Source organism: Brevinematales bacterium, assembly GCA_026415355.1.
Classification (GTDB): domain Bacteria; phylum Spirochaetota; class Brevinematia; order DTOW01; family DTOW01; genus SKYB106.
In genome coordinates, this window is sequence record JAOAHF010000008.1 from 1 (window position 1) to 21,828 (window position 21,828).

Below are 21,828 nucleotides of genomic sequence, written 5' to 3' on the forward strand. Positions count from 1 at the left end.
CCCTAACACACTTCACCAAACTCCCTACCTCAAAATTAATATAATTAAGACACTAAGTAACTCTTTGTATATTTTTGAGTAATTTGACAATTCTAGATATTTTTGCTAACTTTTTAAATTAAACATCAAATTCAAATAGAGAGGTAGTTATGAAAGTAATAGTGGTAGGTAGTGGTTTAGGGGGTTTATCTGCAGCCATCAATTTAAAAAGCTTAGGATTGGATGTTGAAATTGTTGAAAAGAACTCACATGTTGGAGGTAGGATGAATTTCATAGAAAAGGATGACTTTTACTTTGATACAGGACCTTCTTTACTCATAATGCTCAATCCTCTTAAAAAACTTTTCGAAAGCAATAACAGAAAACTTGAAGATTACATAAAAGTAAAACTCATAGACCCAACTTATAGAGTTTACTTTGAAAAAGACAAAAGTATAATCGAACCATCCGTAGTTATACCTGAATATCTAAAACAAATACCTAACGAAATAGGAAATCTACTGAAATTTTTTGGTGATATATCAAACATGTATCAATTTGTAATAGATAACCTTGTGTACAAAAACTTTAATACTATATTTGATATGATAACTTTAAAAGGTGCTATAAACGCTTTAAAGTTTGGTTTTCTATCAAATCTATACTCAAAAACTTCTAGTTATTTCAAAGACTATAGGATGAAATGGCTTAATACTTTTCAATCAATGTATCTAGGTGTTTCTCCATACGAAGCTCCCTTCGCTTATGCTGTTGTCAACTATATGGAGAGTGTAGAAGGTGTATACTATGCACTTGGAGGTATGTACAAGGTAGCAGAAGCCGTTAAAAGATTAGCAGAAGAACTTGGAGTAAAAATCACCACTAATACTGAAGTATTACAAATAAGATCTCTCAAAGATAAAAAAGTCTTGGTAACAAATAAAGGTGAAATTGAAACAGATATAGTCGTTATAAACGCAGATCTACCATACGCAAAGGAGAAACTACTAGGTAAAAAAATACCAAAATACAAATACTCTTGTTCAACACTTATGTACTATATAGGTTATGATGGAGAAACAGAACTCCTACATCACAACGTATTTTTTGGTACAAAGTTTAAAGAAGTACTCGACGATATATTCAAAACAGGTAAATTCAATAGTGATATATCTTTCTATGTTCACGTATCATCAAAAACAGATAAGCACCATGCTCCTCCAGGAAGTGAAAATATATATATCCTTGTTCCTGTCTCTAACCTTAATGTTTCGAAAGAAGATTTCACTAAAATTTCTGATGAAGTACTCAATCTAGTATATGATAGACTAGAAAAAAGAACAAGCTTCCGAAGAAACAAAGTTAGATTCGTTTTGAAAAGAACACCTGTTGATTGGAAAAATCTATATAACCTACAATACGGTAGTACCTTCGGTCTATCTCACGTTTTATTCCAATCGGCATACTTTAGACCTAAAAACTACGAAAAACACGAAAGGGGTATATACTACGTTGGCTCTTCAACCATACCTGGAAGCGGAATACCAATGGTAATAATATCAGGAGAATTAGTAAAAGAAAGAATCAAAAATGACTATAAGTTATAAGAAAATAACAAAACACATATTTTTTGTAGGACTAGCAGTTGGTATTTTTAGCATATTAGGTTATGTTCTAAAAACTTACATAGGATTACCTACTGATATAAAAACTAATACAATAGAAGAGTTGATACCACATATATTTATATTACTTACGCTTTTTACATCTTTTTTAGTTGGAATTATTTCTCTCGGTGTTAGCAAAACAACAATACTTTTAATAATAACTTTTATTGTATCCTTTATTCTCGAATTATCCTCAACCTACAATGGTTTCCCTTATGGACTTTACAAGTATTCTGATAAAATGGGATTTAAATTATTAGGTGAAGTTCCTTTTCTGATACCTCTGTCTTGGTTTTCTATAATACTACCTTCTCTCGTTATATCCTACAAATTAGGTTTTAGAGGATATCCTGTAGTCTTATTCAGCTCAATACTTGTTCTAATATGGGATTTGTCTCTAGAATATTTTGCAAGCTATATCAAAAAATTCTGGATATGGGAAGAAGGCTTCTTCTACACAATGCCTATAGAAAATTGGTTTGGCTGGTTTCTTACTGCTTTGGTAATATATTCTATCTACTGGATTATGTACAAAGAAGATGGTGAAAATATACAATACTGCGAATACGCTTTTTTCAACTATCTCCTAATAACACTATTTTCATCCTTATTTTCACTATTCTACGGTGGTATTATACCCGGATTTCTTACTATAGGAGGTGTTGCTGTATTAATACTCTACTCAATATCAAGAGGTATTAAATTATGGAGCAGTTAGACAAAGCTTTTGAGTACTGTAAATTTATAATGCAAAAACACGCTAAAACTTTCTACATGGCAGCTCAGAAATTACCATACGAAGAACAAAAACACTTTTGGAGCATATACGCATATTGTAGAACAGTAGATGATATAGCAGATGAATACTTCCTAAAAGATACCAACCAAGGAATAAAAGAACTTCAAAATATAAAAAATTCTCTTATATTATCTTTCAACCAAAAATATTCAGGTACCAACCTTATATTCTTAGCATTAAATAAAACATTTGAAAATTATAAGTTTAACATAGATCCCTTTTTAGAACTTATAGAAGGAGCTATTTGGGATTTAACATCAAAAGAGATAAAAACATTGGAAGATCTCTTAGAATACTCAAAACTTGTCGCAGGATCAGTAGGAGCAATGCTATTACCAATAATTTCAAACCAACCTGATAAAATCTACAATCACGCATACAATTACGGTACTTTCATGCAGATAGTTAACATAATAAGAGATGTTGGAGAAGATTTGAAGAATAGAAATAGAATATACCTACCCAAAGATATGATTACACAGTACAACATAAGTATTGACAACTTGAGAAATGGAATAGTAACCACAAATTACAAGAAACTAATCGAAGATCTTATGGAAATAGCAGAAAAAATGTTTTTTGAAAACGTATCTTCTATTAATTACCTCAGAAAAGACGTTAGAAGGTCAATACACCTTGCCGGATTATGGTATCTCGAAATACTTAACTCAGTAAGATTTTCAAATTACGACAATCTAAGTAAAAGAAATTATGTACCCAAATACATGAAATACATATCACTACTAGGAGGATATAAACTAAGAAAAAACATTCTAAAGTCTATATTCTTAGTATAACTGAAGAGTTCCCATATATACTGTCAAAATTTAGGGAAAAAGCATTCTACAACCAAAAACAAAATTCCATAAAGAAATTAACCTAAACACAACTAAGCACTTCAATATCTCTTAGAATCAAAGTAGTTCAGAGCAAGGTAGATTATACAGGTGTTTTTTGTAGAAGACTACCTATTAATGTATTACCTATCAACTTTTCAACTCTAACTTTCACAAACTTACCTATAAGACTTTCATCTCCCTCAAAAGCAACTACTTTATTGTACTCTGTTCTACCCACCAGCTGATTTTTATATTTACCTCTTTCTTCTACAAGTACTTCAAATTCTTTACCCACATCTTTTAAATTACTCTCCTTACTTATTGAATGTTGTAGCTTTATAAGCCTTTGTATCCTCTCAACTTTAACATCTTCTGGGACTTGCTCTGAAAAAGTCTCTGCCGGCGTTCCTTTCTTGGGATTGAATATAAACATATAAGAAAAATCAAATCTTACTTCATTAACTAAATTAAGTGTCATATTAAAATCTTCCTCTGTCTCTGATGGAAAACCAACTATTATATCTGTTGAAATTGAAGCATCTGGCATTTTATTCCTAACGTACTCTATCATCTTAACATAATACTCATAAGTATATCCTCGTTTCATAAGCTTAAGAATCCTATTTGAACCACTTTGAACTGGTAAATGGAAGTACCTGCACACCTTATCAAGCTCAGAAATCCTGTCTATTAGATCTTCTTTGAAGTTTATAGGATGAGAGGTTAAAAATCTTATTCTTTTAAGTCCTTCTATTTTATTAACCTCTGTCAATAACTCTTTAAAACTCGTTCCTATATCTCTACCGTAGGAGTTTATATTTTGCCCTAATAGTAAAACTTCAACAACTCCTTCATCAACTAACCTTCTGATGTCATCTATTATATCCTTAATTGGCCTACTAACTTCTTTACCTCTCGTCTTAGGCACTATACAATATGTACACGAGTGATTACACCCATGTATCACAGTTACAGAAGCCTTGAACGGAAACTGGTAATCTATCGCAGGAGGTAAAAATTCATACTTATCCATTCTAACATCAACAACATAACTGTCTCTATTTAGAATATGACTTATCATCCTACTCCTATTGTAGGTACCAAAGACTCCATCTATATGGGGAGCAACCTCAAATAACTTATGCCCCCAACTCTGAGCCATACATCCTGTTATGTATATCTTAAGATTAGGCTTCTTTGATTTTAGCCCTTTAAAGTAACCAAGTCTACCTAATACTCTCTCTTCTGCAGTATTTCTTACACTGCAAGTGTTTATTATAACAACATCAGCATCGTCCTCTTTTTCAGCCTCGGAAAGTCCAGTATTTTTAAGTATTTTTTTTACTTCAAAAGAATCTGATAAATTCATTTGGCAACCGTAAGTTTCTATAAAAAACTTCATAGTTCATCACCAATTCCTACTATTATTATAAGATATAATAACCTTACCTTTCCAAGCAATTACATTTCTTAGTGCAACCTTAATTCTTTTATTAAGAAATTTCCAAACTTCATGCATTTCAAAATCTTCATCATGGATTAAACAACTCTTATCAAACTCACATACAATAGATCATACCTCTCTAGACATTTCTGAAACTTGATTTGGTTTGGGACATTATGTTATATTATTCTATCATCCTCTGAGGATAATTATTATGATTGAGATACTAAGAGATGATATAAGCAAGATAAGTAGTGAATTTTGTGACATTAGATTTGAGATATATGATGGCACTCAAATAATAGTTTCAGAAACGGGAATTGAGGAAGTTTCAAAAAAAAAGAGCTCTGGTGGAGCAGTAAGAATTCTCGATAATGGTGGTCTTGCTTTTGCATCATTCAATTCTATTGAGAAAATAAAAGATATTCTAAAGAATACAAAGCAATCAGCAAAATTGATAGGATCAAAATCAAAAATATCTCTATCAAGTTACCAAGCAATAACTGATAGTGTTAAAACAGATTATCAAATAGATCCTAGGGATATATCTCTCGAGGAAAAAGTTGAAGTCTGTAAAAGGTATTCCCAGATACTAAAAAGTAATCCAAAGATTAGAAGTGTTAGAGTTCGGTATCTAGACTACAACCTAAAAAAGTACTATGTTAACTCTGAAGGTAGTTGTATTGAAATGGAGTTTATATACAGTGGTATATCACTTGTAGCATATGGAGTTGAAGGGACTAATGTTCAAAGGAGTGCTGAATCTATAGCAAGATACGGTGGATTCGAAGTAGTAAACAATTTGGACAGTTTAGCCGAGGAGGTTTCAAAGAGAGCCGTTGATTTACTCTATGCAGAGCAAATTGTAGGTGGGGTATACGATGTAATAATAGATCCTAGACTTACGGGAGTATTCGCCCACGAAGCATTTGGACACTTATCAGAAGCTGACCATGTTTATGGAAATAACAAAATTATGGACGTAATGAAAATAGGTAGAAGATTTGGTCCTGAATTTTTGAATATAATCGATGATGGTAACATAAAAGGAATTGTAGGATACACACCTTATGATGATGACGGAATACCAGCTCAAAGAACACATTTAGTTAAAAACGGAGTTTTAAATGCTCGTCTTCACTCAAGACTTACTTCAAAGGTTATGAATGAACCAGTTTCTGGAAATTCAAGAGCTCTCTCTTATGAATACCCACCTATTGTTAGAATGACAAATACCTATATTGACAATGGTGATACACCTGTCGATGAACTATTCGATAAACTAGGTAATGGAATATATGTTATAGATTTCCTTGGAGGGCAAACAAACCTTGAAATGTTTACATTTTCTGCTGCGTACGGATACAAGGTTGAAAATGGTAAACCTACAAAATTACTTAGAGATATAACACTAACTGGAAATGTTTTTGACACACTTAACAATATAGTTGCCATAGGTAACAATCTTAAACTTCACAGTACCATGGGTGGATGCGGTAAAGGTGGACAATCACCTTTACCTGTTGGTGATGGAGGGCCGCATATCCTAGTTAAAAATGTTTTGATTGGAGGTAAAATTTAGTGATATGTCTGATGATATATCTAGAATAATAAAGGAAGAGAGATTACCAGTAAAAAAAGTAAATACAATAATAGGAATAAATACTGTTTTTAGGGGAAATTTTGTAGTAGAAGGCCCCTTGAGAGTGGATGGAAATTACGAAGGAGATATAAAATCTCTTGATATGATAATAATAGGTTCTTTCGGAAAAGTTAAGGGTAACTTATACGGTGAGATCGTAATCATAGGTGGGAGCGTAAAAGGTAATGTATTTGCCACAAAACAAATAATACTTCTAAGTACATCAAAAGTCATAGGAGATCTGACATCTCAAAAAATACTAATAGATGAAGGAGCAAGATTTAGAGGGAAATTCAATAGAGTTTCATCAGACATCCTAAACGATATCTTCAAAAAACAAGTAGAACCATTTATCCAAGAAGAAAAGAATAAGTGGGTCTGGTAATACTAATTCTTCCATGATCTAATTTCTATAACTTTTGTAGTTAGCGTTAAGAATAATATTATCCAAAATATAAAGAACGCCAAATCTTTCGTATCTATTACACCAGTTAGGAAGTTTGTGTAATGGTTAAGAAAAGACAACTCTGATAAAATATTCGATAACAAATCATCTGCAACTATACCACTTAATACATCTATAAACCACAACAGAAAAACAACAGCAAAACCTATTATTCCAGAAACCATTTGATTTTGAGACAAAGATGAAGCAAACAAACCAACTGATAGAAAAGCACTCATAGTGAGTATAAAACCAATATATCCCGAAATTATAGTACCATAATCGGGTTTTCCATAAATGGATATTATGATTACATATACTAGTGTCAAGAATAATCCACTCAGGAATATTGTCAAGCTAGCAAGGTACTTACCTATAACTACTTGATAGATTTTTATAGGAGCAGTTCTCAATAGCTCATAAGTTCCCGCTTTTTTTTCTTCCGCCAAAAGTCTCATCGTTAGCAGAGGAGAAATCAACATACCAGCTATTATCATGTTATTCAAAACTCTACTCATATCAGATATACGAGTGTATGATATATAAAAATGAAATAGATAACCCGAAATAACTAAAAACCCAAACATCAAAACATAAGCAACAGGCGTTGTAAAATAAACTATAAGTTCTTTTTTGTATATATACCAAATCTTTTTCATAGTTTTAAACCATTTCAATTATCATTAATACATCGCCAGCCTTGACGACTTCAGCATTATTTTTGACTATTTTTATTAGCTTACCTGATACAGGAGACTTTATCTCATTCATAACTTTCATTGCTTCAACTATACATAAAGTTTGACCAGCATTTACATGCTCTCCTTCCTTTACAAAAGGTTCTGCCCCAGGGGAAGAAGATCTATACATAGTTCCATTTATCGGTGATTTAACTTTGTGATACTTAGTATCGTCAGAAAAATCATCTTTAGGTTTAGCATCAGATACCCTTGAAGGTTTAGCTTGTTGTTTAGCCTGTTGATGTGTAACTGAGGTACTAGAATGAGTACTCCCTTGCTGGATACTAGGAATCAGATGTACAGATGGTATTACTTTTCTCTCCTTTGAAAACTTTATGTACATTTCCTTAGTTTCTACTGTTAACTCTTCAAGATTGTTTTCTTTAAAAATTTCAGAGAGCTTCTGTATTTCATCCATTGGCAAACTGAAGTTCTTGTCTTCCATAACCCACCTCTAGCAGTTAATGATATATAATAGGCGATTTTGAATTCAATTTTTCAATAAATATCTAGGAAATTCTCGAACCACTATCTATTTCCTCATCAACGGTTATTAATACAAGCTTACCTTTATCATCTTTTGCCGCAAGAAGCATACCATAAGATGTTTCTCCCATAATAGTTGCGGGTTTCAGATTGTTAACTATTATTATCTCTTTACCTACAACATCTTCCGGATTATAGTATTGTCCTATACCTGCTATTATCTGTTTCTCCATATTTCCTACTTCTATCAAGAGCTTTAGCAGTTTTTTAGATTTGGGTAACCTTGATGCTTCCTTAACTCTAGCAACTCTTAAATCAATTTTTTTGAAATAATCTATATCAATAAGCTCATCAGTAGGTATAGTCTCTATATTCTCTTTTTGTGCTGAGTACTTTAGCTTACTTACCTGTTTTTCAATCACTTCATCAGGTATTTTTGTGAATAATGGTTCTATATCTTTGGATATTCTTACACCAGTTTTAACTTTAGTTATACCTATCTCATCCCAATTAATTTTCTTCACATAATCCGCTGGATACCCTAACATCATAAGAAGCCTTTTTGAAGAAGTAGGCATAAATGGATACATAGCAAGCCCTAGAGTGAATATCACTTGCACAGCAACAAACAACTTAGTGTTAAATTCATCAGTATCTGGCATTAGAGTCCAAATCTTAGCTTCATCAACATATTTGTTGCCAAGAAATGCAATTTCTCTCAGATATTTTATAGCTTGCCTAAACTCAAACTTATCAAGCAACTTACCTATAGTTTGTGGTATTTCTTCCAGATTTTTTAGAATACTTTGCTCAAGAGATGAATACTTATTGGTATTAGGTGATGGTATTATACCATCATTTTTAGAGTTCAAAAACTTTAAAACCCTTGAAACAAGATTACCAAAAGCATTAGCTAGTTCTTCATTTACCTTTTCTTGAAACTCACGCCAGTAGAAATTAGCATCTTTTGTTTCAGGCATATTTAGACAAAGATAATATCTAACTGCATCAGGATTGAATTCGCTAACTATATCATCAACCCATATAGCCCAGTTTCTTGATGTTGATATTTTTTCACCTTCTAAGTTCATAAATTCGTTTGCAGGTATATTGTAAGGTAATATCCAACCACCTTTTTGTGCAAGTAATGTAGCAGGCCATATTATGGCATGAAATGGGATATTATCCTTACCTATAAAATGTATTAGTTTAGTCTCTGGATTAAGCCAATATTCTTTCCATTTATCAGGCTGTCCTATTTTTTGTGCCCACTCTACCGTTGAAGATATATAGCCTATAGGTGCCTCAAACCACACATACATAACTTTACCTTTCGCTTCTTCTAATGGTATAGGTATACCCCAGTCCAGATCTCTTGATATAGGTCTATCTTTCAAACCTTCATTTATCCAAGATAAAGCAAAATCTCTTACATTAGGTTTCCAATCCAACTTTGACTCAAGATATTCTCTTAGTTGTTTTTCAAATTGTTTTAGTACAAAATACCAATGCTTTGTAGTTTTCATAACAGGTTTACTATTACATATAGCACACTTAGGATCTACAAGATCTGTAGGATCAAGTGTAGAACCACATCTCTCACATTGATCTCCTTTAGCATATTCATAACTACACTTTGGGCATTTACCAGTTATATATCTATCAGGTAAAAACATCTTCTCATTATCGCAATAAAATTGTTCCTGCTCCTTTACAACAGTATAACCATTATTAACAAGATTTAAGAAAAATTCTTGTGATATTTTGAAATGAACTTCTCTATGAGTACCCGAAAAGTTATCGAATTCTATACTCATTTTCCTAAAACTTTCTTTTATATTCTCATGATACTTCTTAACAACTTCCTCAGGAGTAGTATTTTCCTGTATTGCTCGTATAGTTATAGGTACTCCATGTTCATCAGTACCACATATAAAGATAACATCATCTCCCTTCATTTTCCTGTACCTATAATATATATCAGCAGGAAGATAAGCACCTGCAATATGCCCTATATGTATAGGCCCATTTGCATAAGGTAACGCAGCAGTAATAAGATATCTACCCATTTCTACCTCCCAAATCTAAGCTAGCTAATCTATGATTATTATATAAAATCTTCCTATTAATTTACACAAAAAGTATTTGGAGTCTAATAACGAAATAAAGTTATTACAAAAAACAGAAAACTTTTGTTATCTTACCGAAGTTAAATTTTAGTTTGTTTCTCATCTTGAATCAATATCAACAATTATTGAATTATGCTTTTTAAACTTATTCTCATTAAAATTACTAGTCAAAAAATAAACTTTATTGAAAGGAAACCATTCTTATTTTAAAATACAACTTATATTATCTATGTGGGAGGGGAATGTATGTATGAATTTGATGAAAACCCTACTAACATAAAAGTTGTAGGTGTTGGTGGGGGTGGATGTAATGCTGTAAAAAGAATGATAGAAGCTAACATTAAAAACGTAGACTTTATAGCAATTAACACTGACTCACAGGTTTTGGCTAATAATCCAGCACCTTCAAAGATTCAGATAGGACAAAAACTAACTAGAGGTCTAGGAGCAGGAGCAAATCCTAAAGTTGCTGAAGAAGCAGCCAATGAAGATAGGGATATTATAGAAGATGCTCTTAGAGGATCTGATATGGTATTTATAACTTGTGGTATGGGAGGGGGAACAGGTACTGGTGCTTCACCTGTAGTAGCACAAATAGCTAGAAGTCTAGGTGCTCTCACAGTAGCTGTAGTTACAAAACCATTCCTATTTGAAGGCAAAAAAAGGATGGAAAAGGCCGAAGAAGGTATAAAAAAGCTAAAACAGTATGTAGATACACTAATTGTTATATCAAATCAAAACTTATTCAAAGTTGTTGATAAAAAAGTACCTATAGAAGAAGCATTTCGTAAATCCGACGAAGTACTCATGCATGCTATACAAGGTATGTCAGATATAATAACTAAACCAGGATTGATAAACGTCGATTTTGCAGATGTAAGAACTGTACTAAAAGAAGGTGGAGAAGCCCTTATGGGAATAGGTGTTGATACAGATCCAAAAACCGCAGCACAAAAAGCGATAAATAATCCTATAGTTGATAATATATCCTTTAAAGGAGCTAAAGCAGTACTTGTTAATATATCTGGTTCAAAGAAGATGTCATTAGATGATGTAAGTATGATTATGGAGGTAATAAACGAAACAGCTGATAAAGAAGCAAATATAATAATGGGGGCAACTATCGATGAAAACACTCACGACGATAGCATAAGAGTAGTTGTTATAGCAACAGGACTATCTTCAGAAACAAATACTTCAAGCATTTCAAGTAACCAGAATGTTAGTATCACTGAAGATAAGGAAACTCAAAAACTTAGAGAAGGTGAAGTTAGAGTAGTACCAGGAATAGGTAAAATAATATCAAGACAAGACTTTTTATCAAGGCGTAGGATCCCTAAACCACAAGATGATTTTGAAACTGATATGTTAGATCCTTCTACACCTGCTATACTAAGGAAAAATAGATTTACTTTACCTACAGAAAATGACTACAATGACGAAATCCAGAGAAGATTTTAATTTGTTAAAGTTATATTTGTAATGTTACTTAAAGGACTAAAAACTCTCTTTGATGATGAATAAGAAGCAACAGCGATATAATATAGTGTACTAGTCGTTAATTTGCTTCCATCTGGTAAATTGGTTATGATGTAATAATACTCTCTCGTTACAGATGATACTGGAGCAAATACAGTTGGTATATCTCCAAAATTACCTTTCAGATAAGGTTTATCAAATTGATTTGTTGAATTTCTATCCCTATAAATTTCATTAGAATTAGTTGTTATAAACACTACATACCCAGAAAAATAGTTCTCACTATTATTACCCCACCATCTAATTTCTATCTGATTTGTCGATACTTGCTTCAAGTATACACCTAATGGTGGATTCAATGGAAAGTTATATTGCATTGCACCAATAACACATCCGCTGATCATAGAAGCAACAATAACTAGCAAAAACTTCATCCTAAACATGCTATAATTATGGTATAATCACTATCACAAATCAAATTTACTTAAACTCCTAAAAAATCAACTTCATTATTACTATAACTCTGGTAAATTATCTCATTTAAAACTATCAAGTCTTTCTTTTCTTCTTCTCTGAAGCAGGAAACAAAACATTGTTCAGTATAAGCCTATACCCCGGAGAATTTGGATTTAACGAGATATCGGTAGGAGGATCTCCAATGTAATGTGCAAAGTCTTCAGGATCATGACCTCCGAGAAAACAAAAAGCTCCTCTACCTATTTCTCCTCTTATGTACTTAGCGTATCCTGATAATTTTGTGTCTAGATACTCAGCAAGTACAACTATGTTCTCTTTGAGTTTGGATTTGTTAAAAGCTGTTGTTTGTCCCAAAAATTCTTTTATTTCCAAAGTATGATTTTGAACTAACATACTACTAACAGGATCATATTTAGCGGAAAACTCCCTAAGGTAAAAATACTCTGGATGATCAAAAGTACTAATTAGATAGTTTGGGTAGTCAATATCAGAGTATTCATACATGTAAGGATCTAAAATAAGTCTGAAGTTTTTGAAAGCCATAGTTAAGTTAAAATCCAGCCTAGATTCATAATCTTTATCCACAGGTGTTCTATCAAAGATCTCTGGAACTATATCTGTATTAACAGACGACAGAGCAATATCAAGTGTATCGGTACCTGCACACATACCGAATAAAAAACCTCCATCTTCTATAAATCTCCTAATTTTCAAAGCAACTTGTTTTTTCATATCTGCTACACTATTGAATCCCTTTCTTCTAGACATTGACTCAAGATATTCTACCATTCTAACATACCAAGGATCCCTACTATAACTTGACCAAAATTTACCAAACTGTCCTGTAAAATCTTCATGATCAAAATGAAGCCAGTCTATCTCGAGAAACTTCAATTTATCATCTAGTATATCCTCATCAGTCAGTTCAGTAAATGGAATATCAGCATACTTTAAAGCAATTTCAACAGCATCATCATAAGGAAGTTCTATCTTCAACCTGTACAATCCAATTTTAGGAGCTTTGGTAAGTCTTATTACATTTATGTTCTCAGTATTTGTAAGATCATTTATCTGTTTCCAAGAGAAGCTTGATATAAACTCATATAAAACTTTTTCCCGCCTTAAGTAGGAAATTGAAAATTCATTGTACGGTATCACAAAACTACCTCCCCTATAGTTTAAAATCCAATACGATTCAATACCTTGCAATAGTGTATTATACACAACACCATAAGGTTTAAGGTGATCAACTTGTCTAGAATCCATAGGTATAAGGATATAATTCGGAAAAGCATCCAAAGCTAATATTAATAAAAAAATCACTAACAAAAGTTTCATAAATAGTATTCTAAACAATATACAACACAAAAATGAATTAACCATCACACCAAAAAATGAAATAGCTAGAAACACTAACACTGTTAGACATCTAATTTAAAGCGATCTTTCAAACATCAAAACCTACAAAAATATAAGATCTCAAATAAAATCAACTTAAAGAATATTCTGCCGAACCTTTACACAATTATCACAGTAATTATCCTTTGTTTTCGTACCTTTGGACAAAATCTATAAGGTACTTTTCAACAATATTCACTATATCTAGTAGTTTATTAACATCTATCCTCGATATATTACAAATCAAACTATCCTTCTTACGAGAAACTTCTATACATTCAGTGATTAAACTGTAAGTTATGCTATTTATTCGTTCCAATAATTTTGATTTCAAAATTTCTGTATACCTGTAAGAAACTGTCGGAGTACCTGTTTCGTATGACATTATAAGATCAGAAAAATGCTTAAGCATAGAAGTAATAATATAGGGAATATAATACCTGTAATCAGAATCCAGAAGTCTCCTGACAAGATAGATTTCATAATCTATAGTCGAAATTAGAGGTCTCAAGTAATCGTAGTTCATCACAGATTAATTACTTAGATTTCCTCCCGCTATTGCTGGTAATATTGTTATAGTATCCCCATCCTTTAATCTTGTATTTTCACCTTCAAAGTCTTTAGCATTAGTGTTATTTATAAATATAGTTAAGAATTTTCTCATATTACCGACTTCATCAAATAACCTATCTTTCAAATTTGGATAAATTTCTGTCAATTCCAACAGCGCATCCCTAAGGGTTTGCCCCTTTACTTCTATAGCTATTTCCTTCTTGTTCTCAACATAAACCCTCAGTGGAGCAGGTACTTTTATTAACACTTTCATTGCTCTACTCCTCCTATAAGTTTCTCCGAATTTTATATAATATAACTATGATTTAGTCAAATTACAACAGACAGCACTCAAAAACCATCTGTAATGTATAATTCTCTAAAATTATTCCTCTACTCATGAAACAAAGAACAAACAAAAGATAAAATTTTTACACCTACATCCAACGAACATAAACAACCACGAATTCTTCAAATCCTTTAATGACATTTGTATACTCAACACTTAACTATTTTCCCACTCAGTACCCAGATTACTAATCAACACACTAACCTTGTAGTTGTTTATGTTAATATCCGTAATCCATAAAATCTTTTTCACAACCCTTTCTAAAAGTGTGTTTTTATCTTGTTGTGTATCTTATTCATAGCTATTACTATCATAATAACTTTGATAGCCTCTCTGACTCTATCAATTCTCATATTCTCAACATCCTCACAAGCTACAGATTATGTTTTATCCCAAATCCACTACAAAAACCTATTTATACCATCACAATATCTACAAATACAATTACCATACTTTTGTTTTATGTCTCTGCCTTTGTAGTAATTCTTGATAATTAGTTTTCTCTGCATCCTACGTTGATTGTCGAAAAGAGTATCAAAAATGGTATAATGTTTAATATCCCAGATTAGGTGTATTCTAGTACTCCATACAAACTTCTTATTGATCTACTCATACAATTATCTCACAATTTTTTGAATTCCCTTACTTTATATAAACTTGACAAATCTTATATTTTAGTTTATTATATTAACTAGTTAGTTAAACCTACTAGTTAGTTAGTTAGTTAGTTAGTTAACATTTGTTATACAAATGTCTTTATGGAGGTGATAATTATGAAAAACTTAGAGACTTTAATTTCCTTGTCCGGTAAAACATGTATGGTAACTGGCGCTGGAGATGGTATAGGAATTGCTACAGCCGAGATTTTGGGTAGTGCTGGTGCCAAAATCTACGCTGTTGACATTAGAGAAGACAAACTTGATAAAATGAAAAAGGACTTTAGTACTAAAGGGATAGAAATAGAAGTATTTAAGTGTGATTTATCAGTAAAGGAAGAAATAGATAACTTATGGCAAAGTTTACGTAACAGAGAACCTGACATATTAGTAAATAATGTTGGTATATATCCTTTTAGAGATTTCCTTGAAGTAGACGAAGAAATTTTAGATAAAACCATAAGTGTTAATCTTAAATCATGTTTTTGGATGTGCCAGAAAATGATAAAATCAAACATTAAAAGAGGTAAGGGAGGAATAATAGTAAATGTATCTTCAATAGAAGCACTAATACCTTTTGTAGAAGGACTTGTTCACTATACTTCATCTAAAGCAGGAGTAATAGCAATAACCAGAGCACTAGCTAAAGAATACAGCAATAAAGGTTTTAGAATTAACGCTATACTCCCAGGCGGTATTGTAACTAGAGGAACCAAAGTTAGTGCAAAAAACGCGATAATTGAATTTGATGTAAAAAAACTTATATCTGGCATTAAGTTTTGGAACAGATTGCCTTCCAAAAGGGTAGGAAAACCTGAAGACGTGGGAAAAGTTATACTTGCTATTGTAAGTGATTTATTCTCTTACGTTTACGGAGCTATAATACCAGTTGACGGTGGTTTTTTGGTATCATAATTACCTAAAAGGTGAAAGTTCTTTCTTACTATATTCAGCTCGCTCTTTTATTTTCTTGCTAGATTCATACTCTCTTATTATTATGTTTGATATCTCTTTTGTCAAGAAAAACTTGACAGTAGATGGTTTTTCAACTCTTAATTCATACGGTGGGAAACTCCACACAGCAAAATTAGGATACTCATCTGTTGGCAAATCATATTTTTTCTTTGCATCTGCGAGTAATTCTGAATATGAATATATCGCTGGATTGAAATTAATTATCATGTTAAATAAAATCCCTTTGTCAAATGAAAAATAAGCACTCCTAACATAAGGAAGAGCTACTGCCTTTAGTACAAATGGTTTGTCTTTATCAAACAAACCTAGATAACTAGTTTCATCGACTTCAAGAAACTCATCTTCTTCGATAATTTTCTCAACATTACTTCTCATCATTCCAATCGATATACCTCTATAAGTAAAGTTTGTGATCAAGTAAGTTCTATTTGTATATGGATTATAGTTTGTTAGGAAAACTATTTCTTGAGATTTTGTTATAAACGGTATAATGGAAAATAGAATTATGTAAAGCACCAAAATAAGTAATCTAATCATATAAAAATATTCGGAATGTTCACTTTTTCTAAAAATTCAAAAAAAAAACTTAGACTTTCTTTTGGTAGAAGAAAACATTTCCATCCTTTAGAGATTTAAACTTATCCGTCACTCCAAAAAGACTCTCAGTAGGGCTTAAGAAAAGATATCCATCTGGGTTCATAGATAGATATATATTCTCAATAACCTTTTTAACTGATTCCTCATCCATGTATATTAGTACATTTCTGCACATTACTATATCAACATTTCTTATACCGTTATCGTGTAAAAGATTATGATAATCAAATCTCAAATATTTCTTTAGCTCTTCTTTTACAGCAACTTTATTTTGATCAAACTTTGAAAAGTACTTACTCACAATATATTGGGGTACATCCTGAAGCTTCTCAATATTATAAATACCTTTCTGCGCTATCTCCAGACATTTGAGACTTATATCAGATGCTATTACCTCTAATCTTGATTTAATATTATTTTCCTCAAAAGACTCAAGAAATGAAATAAGCATCGAATAGGGTTCTTCCCCCGTTGCACAACCTGCACTCCACGCCTTTATCTTATATATTCCCTGTTGTTCTCTTTTCAGAGAGAGCTCAGGTATAATCTTATTCTTTATAAACTCAAACTGTTCGTAATGTCTAAAAAACTTCGTAAAGTTCGTCGTTATACTATCAACAAATTCCATCATTTTTTCTTCATCCCTTGTAATCACAGATAAATAATCTTCCAATGATACTCCTTCATGTTTTGCCTGAGAGATTATCTTTCTCTTAAGCACTGAAATGTTACTATTAGTAAAATATATACCACTCCAAGAATGGATGAGATTTATGTATTTCTCGAGCAATTCCTGCTGAATGTCAATTTCCATTGTAATGATTAGTGTAAAATTATTATTGCTACCTTTTCAACTACTGAAACTCTGAGATGTATGCTGTCAAGAGCTCGATTGTAAATGAAATTCTTCAAAATCCCAACTTCAAACTCATTTATACCTTTTCGTAAGCTCATATTCATCCCAACTACTTATATCTCTTTTTAAATTAATCCTTACCAAAATTCTCTTAAAAACTAAAGTGTACTAAGAAGTAATTTAAAAAGGGGCTAACGCCCCTTAATTGTTATCCCCTCAATAGAGACAATATTGCTTGAGGTCTTGCATTAGCCTGTGCTAAAAGTGCTATACTTGCATTAAGCAATATCTGATTCTTTGTAAAGTCACTCATTTCGTTAGCCATATCTGTATCCCTAATTCTAGATTCTGCTGCTTGCATATTTTCGTATCCTGTTAGTAGTGATTTAGCAGCATACATAAGCCTATTTTGATATGCACCTAAATCTGCTCTTTGTTTGTTAACCCTAGTTAAGGCCTTATCAACTAATCCTATAACAGCATTTGCTTTATCTGGAGTAGATAACGATATGAACGAAGCTGTCAAAGGATTACCAACAGGGTTTTTGAGACCAAGTCCTTGTGAATTCATAGTACCAATATAAATTTGGATTCTCTGATCCATATTAGCACCTATGTGTAACCACATACTACCAGTAATATTATTTTCACCAGTGAATTTCGCAAATCTACCTGTCAACAAGTTCATACCGTTAAACTGAGCATGAGATGCTATCCTGTCAATTTCAGCTATAAGCGCCGATACTTCAACTTGGATATATAGCCTATCTTCATCGGTGTATATACCGTTTGATGCCTGAACTGCAAGTTCCCTTAATCTCTGAAGTACATTTGTAGTTTGTTCAAGATACCCTTCAGCAACTTGAATAAACGAAATTCCATCTTCAGCGTTCATCTCGGCTCTTCTAAGCCCTCTGATTTGAGATCTCATTTTTTCAGAAACAGCTAAACCTGCAGCATCATCCCCGGCCTTGTTTATTTTCATACCCGAGGATAATTTTTCAATATTAGCATCAACATCCCAACCTTTGGTTTTTACCATTCGGTTGGCAAAAATTGAACTAATGTTATGGTTGATTATCATACACATCCTCCTTGATGTTTTTACTAGGCATCCTTGCCTAGCATTTCAGTATTATTGTCGTTACTTTTTCCTAAACCTTTAGTTTTTAACCTTAAAGCAAAATCTAATATCCTAAAATCTTACTTAGTTTTCTAAAAACCTCATCAACAGATCCTGCTTCAATTATAGGTTCTCTTTGTCTGTAATCTATTTTTTTACCAGCTACTTCTTTACTCCATCCTTCAACAAAGCTACAAGAGATTATAGGTTTGTTGAATTGCCACGCGTAAGCAATCTCTGAAAGTGTGCCTGCTCCACCACCTACTACAACAACTACATCCGCAGAAAGAACATTTATATAATTCCTAGCAAATCCCATACCTGTTGGTATAACTATAGTAGCAAATTTAGTAGCGTTATCCAAACTATCGTAAGGAGTTATTGCAACTACTATTCCTCCTTCCTCAAAAGCCCCTTTACTAGCCCAGTCCATAACTCCATCTCTACCACCTGTTATCAAAATCCATCCATTCCTAGCAACAAACTTACCTATTTCATATGCAACTCTATTCTTATCTTCAAACTCTCCGCTATCACCTATTAGAAGGACCTGCTTTTTTCTGTTCATAAAACTATTTATAGCTTTGTAAAAGTAAATCTATAAGATTAGCAATCTTTGTAGCTTCAGAATCAGAATACCTATTACTCATAATAGATAGCATTTGTTTTGCTTCCTCAACTCTATTTAAGTAAATATATATCTCAGCAGATTTACTAACCGACATAGGAGATAAGAAAGACTTCGGATAATTTTCGTATATAACCTTATAAAATTTCAGAGCATTATCAAACATTCCCATCTCTTCATAAGTCTGTGCTACATTGAATAAAGCAACTACTCTTAAAAATTCGGATCTCGAATTAGTAGACTTTGAGTAATAAGATAATGCTGTATCCAAAAGTCTTCTCTGGTCATTGAAATAGATATCTCCTAATATTATATTTGCAATAGAAACTATATCGTAGTCTTTTTTTGTCTCAGATATCTCTTGCAATACAGATACAAAGTTCTGAAAGCTTTGCTCCAAAGTTTGACTATCTCTTGAATTTACATAACTAAAATAAGCAACATCAAATTTATCTTTTAACGCTCTTTCTTCAGCTTTTCTTGATTCAAAAAATATTAACGAAATTACCAATACCACAACTAAAATTCCCAGACCTACCAAAAAGTAAACCCAATTTTTCTCAACAAACTCAACTAACTCGTAGAAGATCTTGATTATATTTTCCATTATTATTCCCCTATTTCGACTTCTTCTTTGTTTTCTTGTCGGAAGACTTTATTGTAAGTCCTTTGGTTTTCAGTAAATCTGCTAAGGTACCTTTCTTAATTTCTGTTGGCTCCGAAACAACAAATTCTTTTTTCGCTTCTTCTATTTGCTTTTTTTCGAGAGCCTTTATACTTAATTCCACTATCTTTTCCGAAGGTACAACTTTAGTAACTATAGCAGTTACACTATCTCCTACTTTGAACTTTTCTTTATGATCAATCCCCTTCTCAAGGGAAACTTGTGAAGACATTATATAACCTTCCACTTCACTACCCAAATCAACCACAATTCTATCATCTCTAATTTCTTTAACCACACCACTTACAACACTACCTCTAGGATTCATTTCAGCGAATCTTTCCCAAGGATTACCTTCAAGCCTTTTAACACTCAATATCAACAACCTTTCTCTCTTATCAACTTTCATTATTAGTGCTTCTACCATCTGACCCTTTGAATAAAGTTTTCTTAGATTTACATCTTCTTCCTTCCATGAAATCTCATTCTTTCTTATCAATCCTTCAACCCCATCTGCTATACCAACAAATACAGCATTATCTACTATAGCATTAACCCTCCCTCTTATAATTTGTCCCTTCTTATACCTTTCTTCAATATTTTCCCAAGGATCTGGTAAGAGCTGTTTGACACCTATCCTTACAATTCTCCTTTGATTGTCAAAGGATATTATCTTACCTTTCAAGGTATCTCCTACCTCAAACTCATCTTTAAGTGATCTTGGTCTTCTGTTCCATGACAAATCAGTGTTACTTACTACTCCTCTTACTCCATCTTCTATTTCAACAACACAATACCTATCTCTAACTAGAATAACCTTACCACTAACAATATCTCCTTCTTTGTGAGAGGAAACAAACTCTTCGAAAGGATCTCTTTCTATCTGCTTTCTTCCAACTCTAATCCTACCCTTCTCTTTATCAACTTCAAGTACCTTAACAGTCATCTTATCGCCTATATGTACTAAATCACTTATATTCGAGACTTTCTTCCAAGAAAGATCACTTACATGTAACAAAGCATTCACACCATCTATATCAAGTATAATATACTTCTCTGATATCTTCTTAACTATTCCCTCTACTTCATCTCCAACATTAATACTTGATAATACACTCTCCCTCTTAGCCTTTAGTTGTTCTTCCAAAATTGCCTTCCTAGAAACAACAAACTGACCTTCTTTCTTATTTATTATCTTAAACTCAAACTCCTTACCAACATAAGATGACGGATCTACGCTAATTCTCGTTAAATCAGCTTGAGAAGCAGGTAAAAATCCCTTTAAATTAGTACCCAGATCAATTAGGAAGCCTTTTAATACTTTTATTTTACTATCCTTAACGGACTCATTTCTATACACCACTTTAACAACTTTACCAACAACAGGTTCACCAGAAGAAAGTTTACTCTTAAGCTCTTCAAGCTTCTCTTTTCTTGCAGCGACAAACCTTGATCCTTGAATGCCATTAGAAGTTTCCACAACTGCTATCCTAACCTTATCTCCTATCTTCGGAACAATATCAAAGTCACTTATAGGAACAGCAACTTCAGACTTATATCCACAATCAATAAATACATCTCTTTCTCCAACCAAGACAACTTCACCCTCAACTATTGAGGCATTCTTGAATAAATCAATAGACTCAGCCATAAGATGTTCACCCTATTTTTACATACGATGTGTGATTATTTTAATGATCACGTAAAGTATATGTCAAATTTACTGATTTACTGACTAAAGTTTCATCAAGAGTTTTGTATTTTTCGTTAAACAATACTCTGAACATTTAGTATTTATAACTATTAAGGTACTTCCCAAATCTTATCCTCTAACACTAGTAGAACCTATCTTAACTAGAAAGTAATAAAAAATATAAAAAACACAGAATTCTTTACTCCTATCT

21 protein-coding genes are annotated in these 21,828 nt (G+C 32.3%); 7 read left to right on the plus strand and 14 right to left on the minus strand.

All coding sequences use genetic code 11. The features are described 5' to 3' along the window. Nucleotides 1-149: 149 nt before the first annotated feature. From crtI to N2712_04035, 3 genes are read left to right on the plus strand one after another with little or no spacing between them, the layout of a single operon-like run. The gene (crtI, locus tag N2712_04025) at nucleotides 150-1,586 is read left to right on the plus strand and encodes a phytoene desaturase family protein (GenBank protein MCX8029145.1); all 1,437 of its coding nucleotides are present in this window, start codon (nucleotides 150-152) and stop codon (nucleotides 1,584-1,586) included. Next, a complete protein-coding gene (locus tag N2712_04030) occupies nucleotides 1,570-2,364 on the plus strand; it encodes a carotenoid biosynthesis protein (protein ID MCX8029146.1) in 795 nt (264 codons plus the stop codon). Before crtI ends, N2712_04030 begins: the two co-directional genes overlap by 17 nt. After that, entirely contained in the window at nucleotides 2,352-3,242 is an 891-nt protein-coding gene (locus N2712_04035; protein MCX8029147.1) for a phytoene/squalene synthase family protein, read from the plus strand. Before N2712_04030 ends, N2712_04035 begins: the two co-directional genes overlap by 13 nt. Nucleotides 3,243-3,384: 142 nt before the next feature. Here the strand turns inward: N2712_04035 and miaB are convergent, their stop codons facing one another. Then, the gene (gene miaB, locus N2712_04040; GenBank protein ID MCX8029148.1) at nucleotides 3,385-4,686 is read right to left on the minus strand and encodes a tRNA (N6-isopentenyl adenosine(37)-C2)-methylthiotransferase MiaB; all 1,302 of its coding nucleotides are present in this window, start codon (nucleotides 4,684-4,686) and stop codon (nucleotides 3,385-3,387) included. Between the two features lie 256 nt (nucleotides 4,687-4,942). Here miaB and N2712_04045 point away from each other — a divergent pair, with 256 nt between their 5' ends. Together N2712_04045 and N2712_04050 are read left to right on the plus strand one after the other, a co-directional pair. Then, nucleotides 4,943-6,310, plus strand: a complete 1,368-nt coding sequence (locus N2712_04045; GenBank protein MCX8029149.1) for a TldD/PmbA family protein — start codon at nucleotides 4,943-4,945, stop codon at nucleotides 6,308-6,310. A gap of 4 nt (nucleotides 6,311-6,314) precedes the next feature. After that, nucleotides 6,315-6,755 (plus strand): polymer-forming cytoskeletal protein, encoded by a 441-nt coding sequence (locus N2712_04050; GenBank protein MCX8029150.1) that lies wholly within the window; start codon nucleotides 6,315-6,317, stop codon nucleotides 6,753-6,755. Nucleotides 6,756-6,757: 2 nt separating this feature from the next. Here N2712_04050 and N2712_04055 read toward each other — a convergent pair whose 3' ends face one another. The 3 genes from N2712_04055 to metG all read right to left on the minus strand — a co-directional run bounded on the left by N2712_04055 (nucleotide 6,758) and on the right by metG (nucleotide 10,110). After that, a complete protein-coding gene (locus N2712_04055; GenBank protein ID MCX8029151.1) occupies nucleotides 6,758-7,474 on the minus strand; it encodes an ABC transporter permease subunit in 717 nt (238 codons plus the stop codon). Between the two features lie 4 nt (nucleotides 7,475-7,478). Beyond that, nucleotides 7,479-8,000, minus strand: a complete 522-nt coding sequence (accB, locus tag N2712_04060) for an acetyl-CoA carboxylase biotin carboxyl carrier protein (GenBank protein MCX8029152.1) — start codon at nucleotides 7,998-8,000, stop codon at nucleotides 7,479-7,481. 64 nt (nucleotides 8,001-8,064) lie between these two features. Next, nucleotides 8,065-10,110, minus strand: coding sequence for a methionine--tRNA ligase (gene metG, locus N2712_04065; GenBank protein ID MCX8029153.1), 2,046 nt, complete (start codon nucleotides 10,108-10,110; stop codon nucleotides 8,065-8,067). 306 nt (nucleotides 10,111-10,416) lie between these two features. On the opposite strand from metG, the gene ftsZ reads away from it, so the two are divergent. Then, nucleotides 10,417-11,631 (plus strand): cell division protein FtsZ, encoded by a 1,215-nt coding sequence (gene ftsZ, locus N2712_04070; protein MCX8029154.1) that lies wholly within the window; start codon nucleotides 10,417-10,419, stop codon nucleotides 11,629-11,631. On the opposite strand, the gene N2712_04075 is transcribed toward ftsZ, so the two are convergent. From N2712_04075 to N2712_04090, 4 genes are all read right to left on the minus strand, one after another. Next, nucleotides 11,628-12,083: a hypothetical protein gene (locus N2712_04075; protein ID MCX8029155.1), complete on the minus strand. Its 456-nt coding sequence runs from the start codon at nucleotides 12,081-12,083 to the stop codon at nucleotides 11,628-11,630. The genes ftsZ and N2712_04075 overlap by 4 nt on opposite strands. A gap of 115 nt (nucleotides 12,084-12,198) precedes the next feature. Then, nucleotides 12,199-13,464: a hypothetical protein gene (locus tag N2712_04080; GenBank protein MCX8029156.1), complete on the minus strand. Its 1,266-nt coding sequence runs from the start codon at nucleotides 13,462-13,464 to the stop codon at nucleotides 12,199-12,201. A gap of 199 nt (nucleotides 13,465-13,663) precedes the next feature. After that, on the minus strand, nucleotides 13,664-14,050 hold the full coding sequence (locus tag N2712_04085; protein MCX8029157.1) for a hypothetical protein: 387 nt from the start codon (nucleotides 14,048-14,050) through the stop codon (nucleotides 13,664-13,666). Between the two features lie 6 nt (nucleotides 14,051-14,056). After that, nucleotides 14,057-14,350 (minus strand): MoaD family protein, encoded by a 294-nt coding sequence (locus tag N2712_04090; protein MCX8029158.1) that lies wholly within the window; start codon nucleotides 14,348-14,350, stop codon nucleotides 14,057-14,059. Nucleotides 14,351-15,198: 848 nt separating this feature from the next. Between N2712_04090 and N2712_04095 the strand changes: the two genes are divergently transcribed. Beyond that, entirely contained in the window at nucleotides 15,199-15,996 is a 798-nt protein-coding gene (locus N2712_04095; protein MCX8029159.1) for an SDR family oxidoreductase, read from the plus strand. Here the strand turns inward: N2712_04095 and N2712_04100 are convergent, their stop codons facing one another. From N2712_04100 to N2712_04125, 6 genes are all read right to left on the minus strand, one after another. Next, the gene (locus N2712_04100) at nucleotides 15,997-16,593 is read right to left on the minus strand and encodes a hypothetical protein (GenBank protein ID MCX8029160.1); all 597 of its coding nucleotides are present in this window, start codon (nucleotides 16,591-16,593) and stop codon (nucleotides 15,997-15,999) included. A 49-nt stretch (nucleotides 16,594-16,642) separates the two neighbouring features. Then, nucleotides 16,643-17,467, minus strand: coding sequence for a protein-glutamate O-methyltransferase CheR (locus N2712_04105; protein ID MCX8029161.1), 825 nt, complete (start codon nucleotides 17,465-17,467; stop codon nucleotides 16,643-16,645). Between the two features lie 250 nt (nucleotides 17,468-17,717). Then, the gene (locus tag N2712_04110; GenBank protein ID MCX8029162.1) at nucleotides 17,718-18,593 is read right to left on the minus strand and encodes a flagellin; all 876 of its coding nucleotides are present in this window, start codon (nucleotides 18,591-18,593) and stop codon (nucleotides 17,718-17,720) included. A gap of 103 nt (nucleotides 18,594-18,696) precedes the next feature. After that, nucleotides 18,697-19,200, minus strand: a complete 504-nt coding sequence (locus N2712_04115) for a TIGR00725 family protein (GenBank protein MCX8029163.1) — start codon at nucleotides 19,198-19,200, stop codon at nucleotides 18,697-18,699. A 4-nt stretch (nucleotides 19,201-19,204) separates the two neighbouring features. Then, entirely contained in the window at nucleotides 19,205-19,867 is a 663-nt protein-coding gene (locus tag N2712_04120) for a tetratricopeptide repeat protein (GenBank protein ID MCX8029164.1), read from the minus strand. A gap of 10 nt (nucleotides 19,868-19,877) precedes the next feature. Next, on the minus strand, nucleotides 19,878-21,575 hold the full coding sequence (locus N2712_04125) for a S1 RNA-binding domain-containing protein (protein MCX8029165.1): 1,698 nt from the start codon (nucleotides 21,573-21,575) through the stop codon (nucleotides 19,878-19,880). Nucleotides 21,576-21,828 lie beyond the last annotated feature (253 nt).

Excerpts from the sequence above, each read along its gene's own strand:
- N2712_04110 (MCX8029162.1), bottom strand. The coding sequence starts at position 18,593 with ATGATAATCAACCATAACATTAGTTCAATTTTTGCCAACCGAATGGTA.
- N2712_04100 (MCX8029160.1), bottom strand. The coding sequence starts at position 16,593 with ATGATTAGATTACTTATTTTGGTGCTTTACATAATTCTATTTTCCATT.
- N2712_04030 (MCX8029146.1), top strand. The coding sequence starts at position 1,570 with ATGACTATAAGTTATAAGAAAATAACAAAACACATATTTTTTGTAGGA.
- ftsZ (MCX8029154.1), top strand. The coding sequence starts at position 10,417 with ATGTATGAATTTGATGAAAACCCTACTAACATAAAAGTTGTAGGTGTT.
- N2712_04050 (MCX8029150.1), top strand. The coding sequence starts at position 6,315 with ATGTCTGATGATATATCTAGAATAATAAAGGAAGAGAGATTACCAGTA.
- N2712_04115 (MCX8029163.1), bottom strand. The coding sequence starts at position 19,200 with ATGAACAGAAAAAAGCAGGTCCTTCTAATAGGTGATAGCGGAGAGTTT.
- N2712_04105 (MCX8029161.1), bottom strand. The coding sequence starts at position 17,467 with ATGGAAATTGACATTCAGCAGGAATTGCTCGAGAAATACATAAATCTC.
- N2712_04055 (MCX8029151.1), bottom strand. The coding sequence starts at position 7,474 with ATGAAAAAGATTTGGTATATATACAAAAAAGAACTTATAGTTTATTTT.
- N2712_04085 (MCX8029157.1), bottom strand. The coding sequence starts at position 14,050 with ATGAACTACGATTACTTGAGACCTCTAATTTCGACTATAGATTATGAA.
- crtI (MCX8029145.1), top strand. The coding sequence starts at position 150 with ATGAAAGTAATAGTGGTAGGTAGTGGTTTAGGGGGTTTATCTGCAGCC.
- N2712_04095 (MCX8029159.1), top strand. The coding sequence starts at position 15,199 with ATGAAAAACTTAGAGACTTTAATTTCCTTGTCCGGTAAAACATGTATG.
- N2712_04045 (MCX8029149.1), top strand. The coding sequence starts at position 4,943 with ATGATTGAGATACTAAGAGATGATATAAGCAAGATAAGTAGTGAATTT.
- N2712_04120 (MCX8029164.1), bottom strand. The coding sequence starts at position 19,867 with ATGGAAAATATAATCAAGATCTTCTACGAGTTAGTTGAGTTTGTTGAG.
- N2712_04125 (MCX8029165.1), bottom strand. The coding sequence starts at position 21,575 with ATGGCTGAGTCTATTGATTTATTCAAGAATGCCTCAATAGTTGAGGGT.
- N2712_04075 (MCX8029155.1), bottom strand. The coding sequence starts at position 12,083 with ATGAAGTTTTTGCTAGTTATTGTTGCTTCTATGATCAGCGGATGTGTT.
- miaB (MCX8029148.1), bottom strand. The coding sequence starts at position 4,686 with ATGAAGTTTTTTATAGAAACTTACGGTTGCCAAATGAATTTATCAGAT.
- metG (MCX8029153.1), bottom strand. The coding sequence starts at position 10,110 with ATGGGTAGATATCTTATTACTGCTGCGTTACCTTATGCAAATGGGCCT.
- N2712_04090 (MCX8029158.1), bottom strand. The coding sequence starts at position 14,350 with ATGAAAGTGTTAATAAAAGTACCTGCTCCACTGAGGGTTTATGTTGAG.
- N2712_04035 (MCX8029147.1), top strand. The coding sequence starts at position 2,352 with ATGGAGCAGTTAGACAAAGCTTTTGAGTACTGTAAATTTATAATGCAA.
- accB (MCX8029152.1), bottom strand. The coding sequence starts at position 8,000 with ATGGAAGACAAGAACTTCAGTTTGCCAATGGATGAAATACAGAAGCTC.
- N2712_04080 (MCX8029156.1), bottom strand. The coding sequence starts at position 13,464 with ATGAAACTTTTGTTAGTGATTTTTTTATTAATATTAGCTTTGGATGCT.